General features: G+C 64.5%; 17 protein-coding genes. 6 read left to right on the top strand and 11 right to left on the bottom strand.

The genetic code is table 11. The annotated features are described in order from the left end of the window. Positions 1–6 precede the first annotated feature (6 nt). The 3 genes from NUH88_RS12485 to NUH88_RS12475 form a co-directional block, all read right to left on the bottom strand. Positions 7–282, bottom strand: a complete 276-nt coding sequence (locus NUH88_RS12485; RefSeq protein ID WP_257766740.1) for a hypothetical protein — start codon at positions 280–282, stop codon at positions 7–9. 110 nt (positions 283–392) lie between these two features. After that, a complete protein-coding gene (locus NUH88_RS12480; protein ID WP_257766739.1) occupies positions 393–1,352 on the bottom strand; it encodes a diguanylate cyclase in 960 nt (319 codons plus the stop codon). 76 nt (positions 1,353–1,428) lie between these two features. Further along, positions 1,429–3,390 carry an acetoacetate--CoA ligase gene (locus tag NUH88_RS12475; protein ID WP_257766738.1) on the bottom strand — a complete coding sequence of 654 codons (1,962 nt, stop codon included), beginning with the start codon at positions 3,388–3,390 and terminating at the stop codon, positions 1,429–1,431. A 185-nt stretch (positions 3,391–3,575) separates the two neighbouring features. Between NUH88_RS12475 and NUH88_RS12470 the strand changes: the two genes are divergently transcribed. Then, positions 3,576–4,121 carry a GNAT family N-acetyltransferase gene (locus NUH88_RS12470; protein ID WP_257766737.1) on the top strand — a complete coding sequence of 182 codons (546 nt, stop codon included), beginning with the start codon at positions 3,576–3,578 and terminating at the stop codon, positions 4,119–4,121. 161 nt (positions 4,122–4,282) lie between these two features. After that, positions 4,283–5,245 (top strand): DMT family transporter, encoded by a 963-nt coding sequence (locus NUH88_RS12465; RefSeq protein WP_257766736.1) that lies wholly within the window; start codon positions 4,283–4,285, stop codon positions 5,243–5,245. Between the two features lie 24 nt (positions 5,246–5,269). Here the strand turns inward: NUH88_RS12465 and NUH88_RS12460 are convergent, their stop codons facing one another. Together NUH88_RS12460 and NUH88_RS12455 are read right to left on the bottom strand one after the other, a co-directional pair. Further along, positions 5,270–6,292, bottom strand: a complete 1,023-nt coding sequence (locus NUH88_RS12460; protein WP_257766735.1) for a hypothetical protein — start codon at positions 6,290–6,292, stop codon at positions 5,270–5,272. A gap of 96 nt (positions 6,293–6,388) precedes the next feature. After that, complete coding sequence (locus NUH88_RS12455; RefSeq protein WP_257766734.1) at positions 6,389–6,886, bottom strand: DUF3429 domain-containing protein; 498 nt, start codon at positions 6,884–6,886, stop codon at positions 6,389–6,391. Positions 6,887–7,013: 127 nt separating this feature from the next. Here NUH88_RS12455 and NUH88_RS12450 point away from each other — a divergent pair, with 127 nt between their 5' ends. Then, positions 7,014–7,775, top strand: a complete 762-nt coding sequence (locus NUH88_RS12450; protein WP_257766733.1) for an SDR family NAD(P)-dependent oxidoreductase — start codon at positions 7,014–7,016, stop codon at positions 7,773–7,775. Between the two features lie 123 nt (positions 7,776–7,898). On the opposite strand, the gene cobB is transcribed toward NUH88_RS12450, so the two are convergent. Beyond that, positions 7,899–8,624: a Sir2 family NAD+-dependent deacetylase gene (cobB, locus tag NUH88_RS12445; protein WP_257766732.1), complete on the bottom strand. Its 726-nt coding sequence runs from the start codon at positions 8,622–8,624 to the stop codon at positions 7,899–7,901. Positions 8,625–8,635: 11 nt separating this feature from the next. After that, complete coding sequence (locus NUH88_RS12440; RefSeq protein WP_372743519.1) at positions 8,636–9,103, bottom strand: nucleoside deaminase; 468 nt, start codon at positions 9,101–9,103, stop codon at positions 8,636–8,638. An 87-nt stretch (positions 9,104–9,190) separates the two neighbouring features. Between NUH88_RS12440 and NUH88_RS12435 the strand changes: the two genes are divergently transcribed. Genes NUH88_RS12435 through NUH88_RS12425 form a run of 3 tightly spaced genes read left to right on the top strand, consistent with a single transcriptional unit; the run spans position 9,191 to position 11,178 of the window. Continuing rightward, on the top strand, positions 9,191–10,174 hold the full coding sequence (locus NUH88_RS12435; RefSeq protein ID WP_257766731.1) for a pseudouridine synthase: 984 nt from the start codon (positions 9,191–9,193) through the stop codon (positions 10,172–10,174). Then, positions 10,125–10,718: a 16S rRNA (guanine(966)-N(2))-methyltransferase RsmD gene (gene rsmD, locus NUH88_RS12430; RefSeq protein ID WP_257766730.1), complete on the top strand. Its 594-nt coding sequence runs from the start codon at positions 10,125–10,127 to the stop codon at positions 10,716–10,718. Before NUH88_RS12435 ends, rsmD begins: the two co-directional genes overlap by 50 nt. Then, positions 10,708–11,178 carry a GFA family protein gene (locus NUH88_RS12425; RefSeq protein WP_257766729.1) on the top strand — a complete coding sequence of 157 codons (471 nt, stop codon included), beginning with the start codon at positions 10,708–10,710 and terminating at the stop codon, positions 11,176–11,178. The genes rsmD and NUH88_RS12425 overlap by 11 nt, the downstream gene beginning before the upstream one ends. Here the strand turns inward: NUH88_RS12425 and NUH88_RS12420 are convergent. From NUH88_RS12420 to NUH88_RS12405, 4 genes are read right to left on the bottom strand one after another with little or no spacing between them, the layout of a single operon-like run. Continuing rightward, positions 11,175–12,059, bottom strand: a complete 885-nt coding sequence (locus NUH88_RS12420) for an ABC transporter ATP-binding protein (protein ID WP_257766728.1) — start codon at positions 12,057–12,059, stop codon at positions 11,175–11,177. The genes NUH88_RS12425 and NUH88_RS12420 overlap by 4 nt on opposite strands. After that, the gene (locus NUH88_RS12415) at positions 12,059–12,808 is read right to left on the bottom strand and encodes an ABC transporter ATP-binding protein (protein WP_257766727.1); all 750 of its coding nucleotides are present in this window, start codon (positions 12,806–12,808) and stop codon (positions 12,059–12,061) included. The genes NUH88_RS12420 and NUH88_RS12415 overlap by 1 nt, the downstream gene beginning before the upstream one ends. Next, positions 12,805–13,863: a branched-chain amino acid ABC transporter permease gene (locus tag NUH88_RS12410; protein WP_257766726.1), complete on the bottom strand. Its 1,059-nt coding sequence runs from the start codon at positions 13,861–13,863 to the stop codon at positions 12,805–12,807. The genes NUH88_RS12415 and NUH88_RS12410 overlap by 4 nt, the downstream gene beginning before the upstream one ends. After that, positions 13,860–14,756 (bottom strand): branched-chain amino acid ABC transporter permease, encoded by an 897-nt coding sequence (locus tag NUH88_RS12405; protein ID WP_257766725.1) that lies wholly within the window; start codon positions 14,754–14,756, stop codon positions 13,860–13,862. Before NUH88_RS12405 ends, NUH88_RS12410 begins: the two co-directional genes overlap by 4 nt. Positions 14,757–14,788 lie beyond the last annotated feature (32 nt).

Below are 14,788 nucleotides of genomic sequence, written 5' to 3'. Positions count from 1 at the left end.
CTGATATCAGACCCCGCTCGGCGGTTTGCCGTAGATCTTTTCGAACGCGGCCTTCACACGCTCGCTTTCCTCTTCTGTCAGGTCGCCCATTTCGTCGATGAAATCCTTCTGCTCCTTCAGCTGGCGCTCGCACATGGCGTGGAACACGTCCATCAGGTCCCGGAAAGCACTGAAGCGCGCATTTCCGACAGGGTCCGACCGGACTTCAAATACCGAAATGATCCCGCCCATCTTGCGGACCATATGCTCAAGCTCGGTAGCCCGTCCCTTGTCTAGTGCCACTGAACCAACTCCCCGGCGTTTTCATCAATTTAAACGTTGCACGGGATCATACCCGGCTCAGGCATGGCGGCAATCCCAATCGGCGAAACCGGAAACATCCGGTACAGGCGTCAGCCAAGCTCGGCGGTCCAGACCACGACCCTGTCACGGCCGGTATTCTTCGCCTCGTAGAGGGCGCGGTCCGCGCGCTCGGTGATCTCTTTCAACCGGCGCCGCGGCACCAGCTGGGCGACTCCGAAGGACACGGTCACGAGGAGAGGCTCGTCGCTATCGATCTCGATCGGGGTCTCGGCGATCTTCTTGCGCACACGGTCAAGCACGCGGCGCGCCTCTTCCGGGTCCGAGTCCGGCAGACAAATCAGAAATTCCTCGCCGCCGAAGCGGTAGATGGAATCATAGGGCCGGAGCGAGTCCTCGATCATACGGGTGACACGGGACAGCACGCGATCGCCCGCATGGTGCCCGAAGGTGTCGTTCACCGACTTGAAGCGATCGATATCGGCAATGGCAACGGAACAGGGGCGGCCGGTACGGCGGATCCGCTGCTGCTCCCGCAGCAGTTCCTTCTCCATCGTCCGGCGCGTATTGGTACCGGTCAGCGGATCCAGATCCGAGAGCGCGGCCCGGAAAGCTCGTGCCATGCGCCCGGCCTGCTCGTTGAAGCTTTCGATCTTGTGTAGGAGCGCGTCGTATTCGCCCGGCGGTATCGACGAATCCTTCCAGCCACGGACCGCCAGGATCGCCGCATGCGCATAGATCGCCTGATGCATCCCGACGAGCGCGGCGAAAGCCGGCTGGGAGAAAAGGTCGTCGTCCCGGTTCGTCGAGTACCAGCGCCCGAAACGGCTCATCCGGTGCGCGTCCTCGGTGATCACTTCGGGGTCCGGGCGCAGGTGGCAGACCAGCGCGCGGTGAAACAGCGCCAGCCATTGCCGCGTCTCCTCGATCGCGGACTCCAGTTCGCGTACGATCTCCTCAAGCTGGCGGCGGGAAAACTCCGCGTCCGGAAGGTCCCGATCCGTACTGATGTCCTGGGCCGAAATCGCCTTTTCCTCGGTTATCCCCGCCAAGCCCCGGGGTCAGCCTATCGGGGGCCGGACGCGCGGCCAAGCATTCTGCGCGGTGCCGTATTCCGGTTTACCGGCTTCAGGCTGAAAGTTCAGCAAGCCCATCGTAAAGCTTCAGGGCTTCCGGATTGGCCAACGCCTCGACATTCTTCACCGGACGGCCATGCACGACGTTGCGTACGGCGAGCTCGACGATCTTGCCGCTCTTGGTGCGCGGGATATCGGCGACGGCCAAAATCTTCGCCGGCACGTGACGGGGCGAAGCGCCTTTGCGGACGCTGTCCTTGATCTTTTTGACCAGCGCGTCATCCAGGGTCACACCCTCGGCGAGACGGACAAAGAGCACGACGCGCACGTCGTCGTCCCAGTCCTGCCCGATCACGAGGCCTTCCAGCACCTCCGGCAGCTTCTCCACCTGGCGGTAGATCTCCGCCGTGCCGATGCGCACGCCGCCCGGGTTCAGCACCGCGTCGGAGCGGCCGTAGATCACCATGCCGCCGCGCGGAGTCAGCTCCACGTAATCTCCATGGCACCAGATATTGTCATAGCTCTCGAAATAGGCGCCCTTGTACTTGGAGCCGTCCGGATCGTTCCAGAACATGATCGGCATGCAGGGGAAGGGCCGGGTGCAGACCAGCTCGCCCTTCTCGCCGACGACCGGCTTGCCGTCGTCGTCGAAGACATTGACCGCGAGGCCGAGGCCGCGGGTCTGGATCTCGCCGCGCCAGACCGGACCGACCGGGTTGCCGAGCACGAAGCAGGAGACGATGTCGGTGCCGCCCGAGATCGAGGAGAGCTGCAGGTCCGACTTGATCGAGGCATAGACATAGTCGAAGCCCTCCGGCACAAGCGGCGAGCCGGTCGAGGTCATCGCCCGCACGGTCGAGAGATCGTGGGTCTCCTTCGGCGTCACCCCGGCCTTGTTCAGGGCGTCGATATATTTCGCCGAGGTGCCGAAAAGGGTCATCTTCTCGGCGTCGGCATAGTCGAAGAGGATGTTGGCGCTCGGGTAGAACGGATTGCCGTCATAGAGCAGCAGTGTCGCCTCGGAGGCGAGGCCGCTGACCAGCCAGTTCCACATCATCCAGCCGCAGGTCGTGAAATAGAAGACCCTATCGTCCTTCTTCACGTCGCTGTGGAGCTGATGCTCCTTCAGATGCTGGATCAGCGTGCCGCCGATGCCGTGCACGATGCATTTCGGCACGCCCGTCGTCCCCGAGGAGAACATGATGTAGAGCGGCTCGTTGAAGCCCATGCGGACAAAGTCGATGTCGCCCGGCTGGAAAGCCCCCGTGAAATCGCCGTAGCTGACCGCGTTCTTGAGAGCGCCGATCGGTGGCTCCTCGCGGGTGTAAGGCACGATCACCGTCTTCTTCACGCTCGGCAGTTCGGCAAGGATGCCCTCGACCTTGTCCAGCGTGTCGAACGCCTTGCCGCCGTAATAATAGCCCTCGACGGCGACGAAGACCTTGGGCTCGATCTGCCCGAACCGGTCGAGCACGCCGCGGATGCCGAAATCGGGCGAGCAGGAGGACCAGACCGCGCCGAGGCTCGCCGTCGCAGCCATGGCGATGATCGTTTCCGGCATGTTCGGCATGAAGGCCGCGACCCGGTCTCCCGGACCGACACCCTCGGCCTTCAGGGCCTGGACGAATTTCGAGACCTCGTCATAGAGCTGGGCAAAGCTCAGCCGACGCTTCACCTTGTCCTCGCCCCAGAAGACGATCGCGTCGGCATCGTCGCGGCGGCGCAGCAGGTTCTCGGCGAAATTCACCTTCGCATCGGGGAAAAAAGCGGCGCCCGGCATCTTGTCGCCATCCTTCAGGATGACGTCGCTGCCCTTGTCGCCGACGATGCCGGAGAAATCCCAGAGCGCGTCCCAGAAGCTCTCGAGTTCCGTGACGGACCAATCGTAAAGGCTGTCGAAATCGGTCAGACCGGCGCCGCGATCCCGGTTCACGAAATCGATGAAACGGGTGATGTTCGCATTCGCGATGCGCTCGGCGCTCGGCTGCCAAAGCGGTGTGCTGTCGGTCGTCATCTCTCGGCGTCCCCTGTTTGCCGCGCCCTTCTGCCGGCTTTCAACCGGACGGCGTCTTGCCTCTTCGCCCAAACCTATAGCGAGGCGCCGTACTGCGGGCAATGCTGCATTGCGCAATCGGCGCTGGTGAGGCGCGGCGGGCACCGAATTACTGTACCGAAGCAGGCAAGACCGGAGCGCAATCCATGAAAGCCGCAGGAATGCCGAAAGGTATCGAGATCCGTGACGCGGTTCCCGCCGACGCGCATGACATCGCCTCGTTCCACGTCAAGGTCTGGCGCGAGACCTACGGCGACATCGCGCCGGCAGAGGCGATCGCCGTTCTCGACGAGTCGCGCCGCCTGCCCGGTTGGATCGAGTCCCTCGGCTCGCCGGATCCCCGCAAGAAAACGCTGCTCGCCATGGATGGCGGCACGATCGTCGGGCTCGTCAGCTATGCCCCTCCAAACGCCCGGATCTTCGGCAGGAGGGGCGAGATCAAGCATCTATACGTCGATGCGAGCCAGCGCGGACGAGGGCTCGGCGCGCATCTTCTCCGGCTTGCGCTGCAACAGATGAGCGAACTGGATTTCGAGGGCGCGGGTCTCTCTGTCGTGGAGCAGAACGCCGCCGCGCGGCAATTCTACAAGTCCCTCGGCGGGACGGAGAGCGGCACGTTCGAGGATCCGGGGCCGATCTGGAAATCCAGCAATATCCTCGTCGTCTGGCCTGGCGGAGAGAGCGCGTCCTGAACCGGCGGCAGTCCCGGATTTGCGCCGCCTTGCGGTCCCGGTCCCGCTAACGGCAAGGCAGCAATGCGCAATCAGCGCTGGTAGACAGAGGGCCGCGGCGTATTCTCGTCTGACTCCACAGATTATGGACGCGGCGCCAAGAAGGCGCCCGATATCTCCCTATGGCCTTGGCCGAAACATCCCTGTCCGCCCGCTGGGCCGCCTTGTCGCCCAACACCCAGGGTGCGCTCTGGATCGCCGTTTCCTGCGTCATCTTTTCGATCATGCAGGCGAATGTGAAGCTGCTCGGCGCCCGCCTCGACACCTTTCAGATCGCCTTTTTCCGCTGCGCCTTCGGCCTCGCGGTGATCCTGCCCTTCATGTTCCGGGCCGGGCCGCAGGTCTTCAAGACCAGACGCCCCTTCGCCCACCTGCTGCGCGGTTGCCTCGGCGCCGGCGCAATGGCCTGCGGCTTCTATTCGGTCACCCACATGCCGCTCGCCGATGCGACGGCAATCAGCTTCGCCAAACCGCTCTTCATGATCGTGCTGGCGGTCCTCTTCCTGAACGAGAAAGTCCGCTGGCGGCGCTGGTCGGCCACCGCAGTCGGCTTTCTCGGCGTGCTGATCATGGTGCGGCCCGGCTCCTCTGAGATCGGCTTCGCCTCGGGGATCGCGCTGCTCGGGACGATGTTCGTCGCCCTCGTGGTGGTCGTGGTGAAGAAACTCAGCGAGACGGAATCCCCGCTCACAATTCTCTTCAGTTTCGGCATCATCTCGACATCGATCATGACGATACCGGCGCTTCTGGTCTGGCAGCAGCCGACCTGGACGGAACTCGGCCTGTTGCTCTCGGTCGGCGCGCTCGGCTCGGCGGGACAGGCCTGCGCGGTGCGCGGCTTCAAGGTCGGGGAAGCAACGGCAGTGGTGCCGTTCGACTATTCGCGCCTGATATTCGCCGGCTTCATCGGCTACTGGCTGTTCGCGGACATCCCGGGCCCTCACACCATGGCCGGTGCGGCCCTTATCGTCGCGTCGACACTCTATATCGCACGCCGCGAAGCACAGCTCGGCAAGAAACCCGTGCGCAACAAGACCGACCATCATCCGGTCGTACTGACGGACGAGCAGTCAGGCCGACATTGACGGTCGGCCCATCCGCGTCAATCGTTACTCCGGTTTGGCCGTGGCCGCCCGATATTCTGCTTCCGTGATCTGCCCGCCCAGGAACTGCTCCTGAAGCGTGCGCCGGTCGGTCTTCGAGAGATGCGCACCCGGCGCGGGAGCGGGTGGAGGCGCCGGCGTCACGCCTTTCTGATAGGAGAACCGGGGCCGCGGTCCGTTCAGCGCCGGCCCGTCATAGGCCGCGCGCGCGATGGAACGGGGACCGTTCGTGACGTCGTCCCATTCTTTCATCACATAAATTTGCGGGGCAAAGCTATCGAGGGTCATCGACCCGACAGCGGCGGAGCCGGTGTTCACGTTCGCCAGGTATTCCGCAAGCGAGGCCTGATCCTGCTGATAGTCTATCAGCACCCGGTACTCCGGAACCTGGGTTTCGACGGTGCGGGAAGCATCGAACGAGGTCATCTCGTTCGCCACGCCGTCGGACTCCGTGCGGACAACCGTCGTCATCCTTTCTTCCGCATCGAGGCGGATGGTACCGAGATAGACGAGTTCGCCCCTGCTGACGGTGAATTTCGGAGCGTCCGCCAGCAACTGGCCGTCCTCCACGAAATTGACCTCGTTGTCCGGGATTGCCTCCGCGATCGCCGTGGTCACGGCGAGCGAGACCCCGATGATCAGCAGCGCGGCCAGGGGGTCGCCGCCTTGCGGCACCAGCGCGCCGACGGCTTCGGTCTCGCCGATACGGGTGATCGCGTATTCGCCTGCGGGAAGGCCGAAGGTCCAGTACCGGTCCGGACGCCCGAGCTCCGGCTGATAGGAGAATGCGGCCCGCGCGGTCGCGCCGCCCTCTTCGACCGGAACGATCCGTCCGGTCAGAGGGTCGTAGCGCTGGATCTCGACCGACATGGGGCTGGTCGCGCCCTGATGGGCGAAGTCCAGCGTAAACCCGACGGCGCCGTGCCCCTTTTGAAGCTGAAGCTGCCCGTCCGAATTGAACGGCCCGTTCGTCACGACGCAAGCGGAGAGAACCCCGCAAACCGCAAGCACCCCAATTCTCTGAAACATTCCGGTCCCCGTCAGATCAGTATGGAACCGGCATAGCAGAGAGGGACAGGCACACCAACCCGGAATTGCATCGGCGGGGAAGATATCCCGCCTTGATCAGTATGGCTGAATCACGCCGCTGACCGCGGCGTTGGCACAGGCGAGGAGCACCAGGATCGTCAGGACCTTCCGCAAACCCTCGTACCATTCCGGAAAGAACCCCGCCCGGCAGGCGCGCAGGTCGATGAAATAGGCCAGCGCGATGCCGACCGCGATCAGCATGAGACCGGCGAACGGGATCAGCAGGGTGCCGATCCAGGCGATCAGCGCCGGGATCACGCTCCAGCCATAGCGCGCCCAGGAGGCCCGATCCATTTCCTCCTCGTCCTCTTCGCGCGCCTCCTCGAGCTCGCCCTGCCACATCGCCGCCCCCCAGTGGACCGCACCGAGGAAAGACAGAATGACCGCGCCGTAGGTGATCATGCTGTCGATCAGGACGTAGCCGTAGAGTGGGTCCGTCAGCCAGAGCGGCAGGGAGAGAATGTAGAACGGGATGACGCCGCCGAGACCGAGGACCAGGGCCGGGCGGGGAACGTCTCGGAGGAATGAGAACATCGGCAGTGCTTCCGTTTGCCGCGCTGGACGCACGGGCGGGTTTCGGTTTCACTGCCGCCAGTTATAGCCTTGCCGGACACGGTCGAGAAAGACCGTGGCGGAGAAAACACCTCAAGGGAGCAATGAGATGCAGGTTCAGGGGCAAGCCGCGATCGTGACCGGCGGCGGCAGCGGGCTCGGCGCGGGCACCGCGCGGGCGCTGGCGGCGGCGGGAGCGAAGGTCGCTTTGTTCGACGTCAACGCGGAGGGTGCCGGGAAGGTCGCCCAGGAGATCGGCGGGATCGCGGTTGCTTGCGACGTCGCCGACGCCGCCTCGGCGGAAGCCGCCATCGCCAAGGCCCGTGAGGCGCACGGCCCGGCCCGCATCCTGGTGAACTGCGCCGGCATCGCGCCTGCGGAGCGTATCGTCGGCCGCAACGGGCCGATGCCGCTCGACAATTTCCGCCGCGTCATCGAGGTGAACCTGATCGGCACCTTCAACATGATGCGGCTCGCCGCGGCCGACATGGCTGAGATGGACCCGCTTGAGGACGGCGAACGCGGCATCGTCATCTCCACCGCCTCCGTCGCCGCCTTCGAGGGCCAGATCGGACAGAGCGCCTATGCCGCCTCCAAGGGCGGCGTGCACGCGCTGACCATCGTCGGCGCGCGAGAATTCTCCAAGGCCGGGATCCGCTTCAACACCATCGCGCCGGGCCTCTTCGGCACCCCGATGCTGCTCGGCATGCCGCAGGAGGTGCAGGACAGCCTCGCCGCCACCGTGCCCTATCCCTCGCGCTTCGGCACGCCGGAGGAATACGCGAAACTGGCACTCGCGATGATCGACAACGTGATGCTGAACGGCGAGACCGTGCGGCTGGACGGCGCGATCCGCATGCAGCCGCGCTGATCGGTCTCTCGCCAAATATGTCGTCATTCCCGCGAAAGCGGGGACCCAGGGCTCGTAGAGCGCAGCCCGTCGTCTCTGGGTCCCCATTTTCATGGGGATGACGACAGAGTGTAGCTGGCGTAGCTAGCAAGCTCCCAGCAACTCTTCCACATAATCCGGCACGATCTCGCTCGCGGGGCCGTAGCGCTTCTCGGCGAAGAGGGTCGCGCCCTCGGACGGCTCGAGATTGAGCTCGATCGTGTGGGCGCCGTGCATGCGGGCCTCCTGGACGAAGCCGGCGGCGGGATAGACGTTGCCGGAGGTGCCGATGGAGATGAAGAGGTCGGCGTCGGAAAGCGCCTCGTAGATCTCTTCCATATAGAGCGGCATCTCCCCGAACCAGACCACATGCGGGCGCAGCGTTCCGGCCTCGTTCGTGGTCGGACTGCGGCTCTCGAGGCCGAGATCCTCGCGCCACTCGAAGATCTCTCCGGTGCGCTCGCAGCGCACTTTCAGCATCTCGCCATGCATGTGCAGCAGGTTCGACGAGCCCGCGCGTTCATGCAGATCGTCGATATTCTGCGTGACCAGCAAAACCGTTCCCGGCCATTCCTTCTCCAGCTTCGCCAGTGCCGCATGGGCCGCGTTCGGCGTCACGTTGGCGTTCAGCAGGGAGCGTCGGCGGGCATTGTAGAATTCGTGCACCATCACCGGATTGCGCCGGTAGCCCTCCGGCGTCGCGACATCCTCCAGATTGACCTTCGACCAGATCCCGTCCGCGTCGCGGAAAGTATCGAGGCCGCTTTCCTTGGAAATGCCGGCCCCCGTCAGGATGACGATGGAGGCCTCCGGCGAAAGATTGAGTTGCATGTCAGCTTCCCCTAGCTGCGGTCCGGGCGGCGGTCCCGGAAGAACTCCCGAAGCAGATCGCCGGCGCGGCGTTCCTCGACGCCGCCGACCACTTCCGGCTGATGGTGGCAGGTCGTCTGGTGATAGATGCGCGGCCCATGCTCCACGCCGCCGCCCTTCGGGTCGTAGGCGCCGAAGGCGAGCCGGCGGATGCGGGCGAAGCTGATCGCCTGCGCGCACATCGGACAGGGCTCGAGCGTGACGTGAAGGTCGCAGCCGGTCAGGCGCGGCGAACCGGTCTTCGCCGCGGCGGCGCGGATCGCCAGGATTTCCGCGTGGGCGCTCGGGTCGTTCAGCTCCTCGACCCGGTTTCCGGCGGAGGCCAGCACCCGGCCTTCCGCATCGGTCACCACGGCGCCAACCGGCACCTCGCCCCGTGCCGCCGCCGCTTCGGCCTCGGCGAGCGCGAGCGCCATCGGATTTTCGCGTGTCTCGTCCATCTTTCCTTCCTAGCGGCAAGCACGCCCGCCTCCAACTGATTTGGATGCGCGTTGCATCCGCGCGCGCCCGCGCGTAAGACCTGATCCATGACCGATTTCAGCAAAGTCTTCACCGAGGATCGCGGCGCCGAGCGGATCGCGAAAAGGCTCGCCCGCGCCGGGCTTTGCTCGCGCCGCGAGGCCGAGCAATGGATCGCCGCCGGCCGGGTCGAGCTGGACGGCAAGGTGCTGGACAGCCCCGCGATCACCGTAACGGCGGAAAGCCGCATCCGGGTCGACGGCCGCGACCTGCCGGTGCTGGAGCCCACCCGGCTCTGGCGCTTCCACAAGCCGCGCGGCGTGGTGACGACCAACAAGGACCCCGAAGGCCGGGAGACCGTGTTCGACGTGCTACCTCCCGACCTTCCGCGCGTGGTGACCGTCGGGCGGCTCGACTTCGACACCGAGGGGCTGCTGCTCCTGACCAATGACGGCGAACTCTCGCGTCTTCTGGAACTTCCGGCCACCGGCTGGCTGCGTAAATACCGGGTCCGGGTCTACGGCTCGATCACCGAGAAATCGATCGCCCTGCTCCGCAAGGGACCGACGGTCGACGGCATCAAGTACGGCCCGGTCACCGTCGAGCGCGACATCGAGGGCAAGTCGAATACCTGGCTCACCCTCGGCATCCGCGAGGGCAAGAACCGCGAGATCCGCAAGCTGATGGACCATGTCGGCCTCAAGGTGAACCGGCTGATCCGGGTCTCCTACGGCCCGTTCCAGCTTGGCGAACTGCCGGCAGGAGAGGTCGCGGAGGTTCGGCAGGCGACGCTGAAGGAACAGCTCGGCCTCAAGGAAGAAAAGAAGACCGGCACCGCGACGGCAAAACCGAAGGCACCGTTCAAAGGTCCGCGACGCCAGCCGGGCAAGGAACAGGGGCAAGCCGCAAGCGGCGGCGAAAAACGCTCGACGCGCGGCACGGCGTCCAAGCAGAATACGGCCCGGGGAAATGCAAAACCGCGGCCGGCTCGTGGAGAGAAACATGCGGATCGTCGCGGGAAAACATCGCGGAACCAAACTCGTCGCCCCTGAGAACTGGACGACCCGGCCGACGGCGGACCGGACGCGCGAGTCGCTTTTCGGCATTCTCGCCGGCGGCAAGCATGGCGATCCCGTCTCGGACGGCCTTGTGGTCGATGTCTTCGCCGGTACCGGCGCGCTGGGCCTCGAAGCCCTCTCACGCGGTGCGGCGGAAGTGTTCTTCATCGAAAGCGACCGGGAGGCGGTGACCGCGCTGCACCAGAATACTTCCCGCCTGAAAGCCGGGGGCGACGTGACCGTGATCGAGGGCGACGTGCTCACCCTGCAACGGACCAGCCCGCGTCCGGTCTCACTTGTGCTGATGGATCCGCCTTACCGCAGCGGTCTGGCCGCCCCGGCAATCGACCGGCTGCACGAGCGCGGCTGGATCGACGGAAACACGCTGGTCGTCGTCGAATGCGAGAAGTCGGAAGAGCTGGAAGTTCCCGAATGGCTGGACGAGGTCGAGAGCCGCATCTATGGCCGTGCCCGGGTCAATTTCTTCCGGCCTAACTTCAGCGTCGATGCGGGAACGGAGAAACTCGGTGAAGCTTGAAGGCTCCTGCCATTGCGGCGCCGTGCGCTTCAGCCTGGAGAGCCGGCACCCCTATCCGTTCAATCTCTGCTACTGCTCGATCTGCCGCAAGACCGCCGGCAGCGGCGGCTACGCGATCAATCTCTCGGGCGATTTCGAAAGCCTCGAGATCGAGGGCGCGGAACACATCACGAAATACAACGCCAGGATAGAAGGCGACGAGAGTCCCGCCGAGCGCAGTTTCTGCAGCAGATGCGGCTCAGCTCTCTGGCTCTGGGACCCGCGCTGGCCGGAACTCGTGCACCCGCAGGCCGGCGCCATCGACACCCCGCTGCCGGCCGCACCGGAACGCACCCACCTGATGCTCGGGAGCAAACCGGACTGGGTGCCGCTGCATGAAGGCCCGAAGGACCAGTGCTTCGACGGCTATCCGGAAGAAAGCATCGAAGCCTGGCACAAACGGCTCGGGCTGGAACGCTAGCCCCCGAGGAACAGCCGCCCGACCTCCGGGTTCGCCAGGAGCTCTTCGCCGGTGCCCGCCATCGCGGTCTGGCCGGAGACCAGCACGTAGCCGATATCGGCGAATTCGAGCCCCTTCTTGGCGTTCTGCTCCACCATCAGGATGGTCTTGCCCTCGACCCGCTGCAAATCGTCGAGGATCTCGAACACCATGTCGATGAAGCGCGGCTCGAGACCGATCGAGGGCTCGTCCACCAGCAGCACCTCCGGCTCCATGACCAATGCCCGGCTGATCTCGAGAAGGCGGCGCTCGCCGCCGGACAGCACCTTGGCCTGATGGTTCCGGCGGGCGGCGAGGCGAGGGTACTTCTCGAAAATCTTCTCCGCCGCCTCCTTCGCCTCCGCCGTGGTCTCCTTCAGGTAGCCGCCCATCCAGAGATTTTCCTCGACGGTCATGCCGCCGAAGACGGACTTGTCCTGCAGGATGTAGGCGATGCCCGCGTTCTTCAGCTTCTCGTTCGAGGAATAGTGAGTCACATCCTGGCCGCCGACATCGACCTTGCCGGAGAAGATATTCGTGAAGCCGAAGATCGAGTGCAGCACCGTCGACTTGCCGGCCCCGTTCGGACCGATCAGACAGCAGGACTGCCCCTTGCCGACCTTGAGCGAAAAGTCATGCAGGATCTGCATCTTCCCGTAGCCGGCCTTCAGGTGTTCGATCGAGAGATAGGGATCCGGCCCCGCCAACGCATCGATCCTGGCTTGGTCGGGGCCATCCGCGATCGCCTCGACCTGCTTGACCACCTCTTCGACGGAAATCACCGTCTCGACGCCGCCGCTGCCGTAGCCGCTGATCCTGGCCTCGCTCACCGTGACGGATACCTCATGTTCGTTATCGCTCATCAGTGGGCTCCCAGATAGGCGTCGACCACGCGCGGGTCGTTCTGGATCTCGTCCGGCGTCCCGGTCGCCAGCAGCTCGCCATGGGCGAGGCAGGAGATCCGGTCGGCGAGGTTCATGATCACCCGCATGTTGTGCTCGATGACGAAGAGGGTGATGCCGAACTGCTCGTTCGCCCGTTTCAGGCGATCGATCAGGCCGTTGATCAGGGTCGGGTTGATCCCCGCCGTCGGCTCGTCAAGCAGCAGGACCTCGGGCCGGTTCATCAGAGCCATGGCGAATTCCAGCAGCTTCTGCTGCCCGAAGGAAAGTTCGCCCGCAATCAGGAAGCGTTTCTGGTAGAGCCCGACGAACTCAAGCAGTTCCTCCGCGAACTCCTCTGTTTCCCGGTCCCGCATGGAGCCGAACATGGTGCCGAGGCCCTCGTCCCGGTGCGAGACGGAGATCAGCATGTTCTTCATGCAGTCCATCTTCGAGTAGATGCGGGTCTGCTGGAAGGTGCGGAGCAGGCCGAGCCGGGCGATCTCGGGCACCCGGAGCTTGGAAATCTCCCGGCCCTTGAACTGGATCGAGCCCTCGTCGATCGGGTGATAACCGACGATCGAATTGAAGAGCGTCGTCTTGCCCGATCCGTTCGGCCCGATCAGCCCGGTGATGCCGCCTTCGGCAACGTCGATGCTGACCCCCTTGTTCGCGACGACGCCTCCGAAGCTCTTGGAGACGCCGCGCACTTCGATAAGGTTGCCGCTCATTCCGCCGCCTCCGCCTGTCCCGTCCGGGTCATTCGCTCGTCCACCGTGAGGCCGAAGAGCGCCGGCCAGCGGTCCTGCGCCCAGCCGAGGATGCCCTGCTGGAAATAGACGATGTTGATGATGATGATCGCGCCCAGCGCCACCCACTGCCAGCCGAGCAGATGGGTCCAGGTCACTTCCTTGATGATGTGGAAGAGAATGGCGCCGAGCACCGGCCCCCAGATCGTTCCCTTGCCGCCGAGCAGTGCCATGGCGACCATGAAGATGCCGAAAGTCGCGGTCGGGAAGGCAACCTCGAGCGGCTCGATGAAACCGGACATGTTGCCGAAAACGGCGCCCGCCATGCCCATGAAGAAAGCCGGAATCATCCAGGCGATCACCTTGTAGCGGGTGGTGTGGATGCCCATCGCCTCCGCCTTGTCCTCGTCGTCCCGTATCGCGTTGATGGCAAGACCGAAACGGGTCTTCAGGACCGCCCGGACCACCAGATGGGAGAGGATCGCAAGCGCGAAAAGGAGAATGTAGAAGACCAGCGAGCCGGTGCCCGCCGCCCCCGGGAAGACCGGCATCGAGATCCCGCTGCCGCCGCCGACATAGCGCCAGCCGCTCACCATCTCGGCGACCGCGACCGCGAGGCCGAGGGTGCCGATGGCGAAATAGGGACCGCGCAGGCCGAGCATGAAGGGGCCGACGATCATCGCGAAGATCGTCGCCATCACGCCGCCGAAACCGATCCCGAGGAAAAGACCGGTCCAGTATTGGTCTTCCGTGAAGTCCACCTTGATGGCGCCGAACGCCGAGGTGTATTCGGCGACATCGTAAACGAGGCCGATCTGCACCACCGCAGAGGCATACATCCCGATCCCGAAGAAGGTGATGTTGCCGAGCGAGTTATAACCCATCTGGCCGCCGGTCATGTCCCAGGTGACGGCCATCAGCACCATCAGCCAGAGCACCGCCATCTGGCTGGTGAAGGCCGGTGCCAGCAGGGGCACCAGGATCCCGGCGGCGATCAGCGCGCCGTAGATCGAGAGATCGAGTTTCCGCGGGCTCATCGGACCACCTGCCTTACCCGGTACATCTGGAAGAGCCGGACCATCAGCACCAGCACGAGGACGATGACGACGGCCGCGACGGCGAACTCGGCCCCGAAGATGAAGCCGGAATAGTTCTCCCAAACCCCGAGCCCGAAGCCGGCGACGACCACGCCCGGAAGGTTGCCGAGGCCGGCCGCGGTCACGATGATGAAGGCCCGGATCGAATGCACGATCCCGTAGAAGGGCTGGATGTTCCAGATCATCGCCACCAGTACGCCCGCGGCGCCGCAGATCGCGGCGTTCAGCGCATAAGTGAAGGCGTAGACCCGGTCGGTGTTGATCCCGAGCACGCGGGCCGCACGCGGATCCTGCGCCGTCGCGCGGATCGCCTGGCCCATGCGGGAATTGCGCATGAACAGCACCAGTCCGACCGCAAGTACCGCCGCCAGTCCGAGCCCGACGAAGCGGATCGCGGGAATGGTCAGATCGCCGAAATCGAGCGTGCCGAAACCGGATTCCGCGATCTTGACCTCCGGCCCGAAGCGCAGATTCAGCGCCTGCTGGATCAGCAGGCTGAGCCCGAATGTCGCGAGCAGCGACGTGAACATGTCGCGGTCGACGACGCGTCGGATGATGGTCGCGTAGATGCCCCAGCCGAGCGCGAAGAGCAGCATGAAGGCAATCGGCAGCGCGATGATCGGATGCATGCCCCAGAGCGTGCACTGGTAGGCGACGTAACCGCCGAGGATCACCATGTCGCCCTGGGCGAGATTCTTCACGTTCATCACGCCCCAGACCAGCGCGAGGCCGTAGGCGGCGAGGACGAAGATCCCGCCGATCAGCAACCCTTGCACCAGCAGGTCCACGGCGAAGATCGGCGCCTGGAACAGAATTGAAATATTGTCGAGCATTTAAGGTCGCAACCCTTCCCGCAAAGGCGTCG

This window comes from Nisaea acidiphila (genome assembly GCF_024662015.1).
Lineage (GTDB): Bacteria > Pseudomonadota > Alphaproteobacteria > Thalassobaculales > Thalassobaculaceae > Nisaea > Nisaea acidiphila.
This window is presented reverse-complemented; position numbering and strand designations above follow the sequence as displayed.

What these genes read in the sequence shown, in the direction of transcription:
- NUH88_RS12475 (WP_257766738.1), bottom strand. Translation starts at nt 3,390, where the DNA reads ATGACGACCGACAGCACACCGCTTTGGCAGCCGAGCGCCGAGCGCATC.
- NUH88_RS12470 (WP_257766737.1), top strand. Translation starts at nt 3,576, where the DNA reads ATGAAAGCCGCAGGAATGCCGAAAGGTATCGAGATCCGTGACGCGGTT.
- NUH88_RS12465 (WP_257766736.1), top strand. Translation starts at nt 4,283, where the DNA reads ATGGCCTTGGCCGAAACATCCCTGTCCGCCCGCTGGGCCGCCTTGTCG.
- NUH88_RS12460 (WP_257766735.1), bottom strand. Translation starts at nt 6,292, where the DNA reads ATGTTTCAGAGAATTGGGGTGCTTGCGGTTTGCGGGGTTCTCTCCGCT.
- NUH88_RS12455 (WP_257766734.1), bottom strand. Translation starts at nt 6,886, where the DNA reads ATGTTCTCATTCCTCCGAGACGTTCCCCGCCCGGCCCTGGTCCTCGGT.
- NUH88_RS12450 (WP_257766733.1), top strand. Translation starts at nt 7,014, where the DNA reads ATGCAGGTTCAGGGGCAAGCCGCGATCGTGACCGGCGGCGGCAGCGGG.
- cobB (WP_257766732.1), bottom strand. Translation starts at nt 8,624, where the DNA reads ATGCAACTCAATCTTTCGCCGGAGGCCTCCATCGTCATCCTGACGGGG.
- NUH88_RS12440 (WP_372743519.1), bottom strand. Translation starts at nt 9,103, where the DNA reads ATGGACGAGACACGCGAAAATCCGATGGCGCTCGCGCTCGCCGAGGCC.
- NUH88_RS12435 (WP_257766731.1), top strand. Translation starts at nt 9,191, where the DNA reads ATGACCGATTTCAGCAAAGTCTTCACCGAGGATCGCGGCGCCGAGCGG.
- rsmD (WP_257766730.1), top strand. Translation starts at nt 10,125, where the DNA reads ATGCGGATCGTCGCGGGAAAACATCGCGGAACCAAACTCGTCGCCCCT.
- NUH88_RS12420 (WP_257766728.1), bottom strand. Translation starts at nt 12,059, where the DNA reads ATGAGCGATAACGAACATGAGGTATCCGTCACGGTGAGCGAGGCCAGG.
- NUH88_RS12415 (WP_257766727.1), bottom strand. Translation starts at nt 12,808, where the DNA reads ATGAGCGGCAACCTTATCGAAGTGCGCGGCGTCTCCAAGAGCTTCGGA.
- NUH88_RS12410 (WP_257766726.1), bottom strand. Translation starts at nt 13,863, where the DNA reads ATGAGCCCGCGGAAACTCGATCTCTCGATCTACGGCGCGCTGATCGCC.
- NUH88_RS12405 (WP_257766725.1), bottom strand. Translation starts at nt 14,756, where the DNA reads ATGCTCGACAATATTTCAATTCTGTTCCAGGCGCCGATCTTCGCCGTG.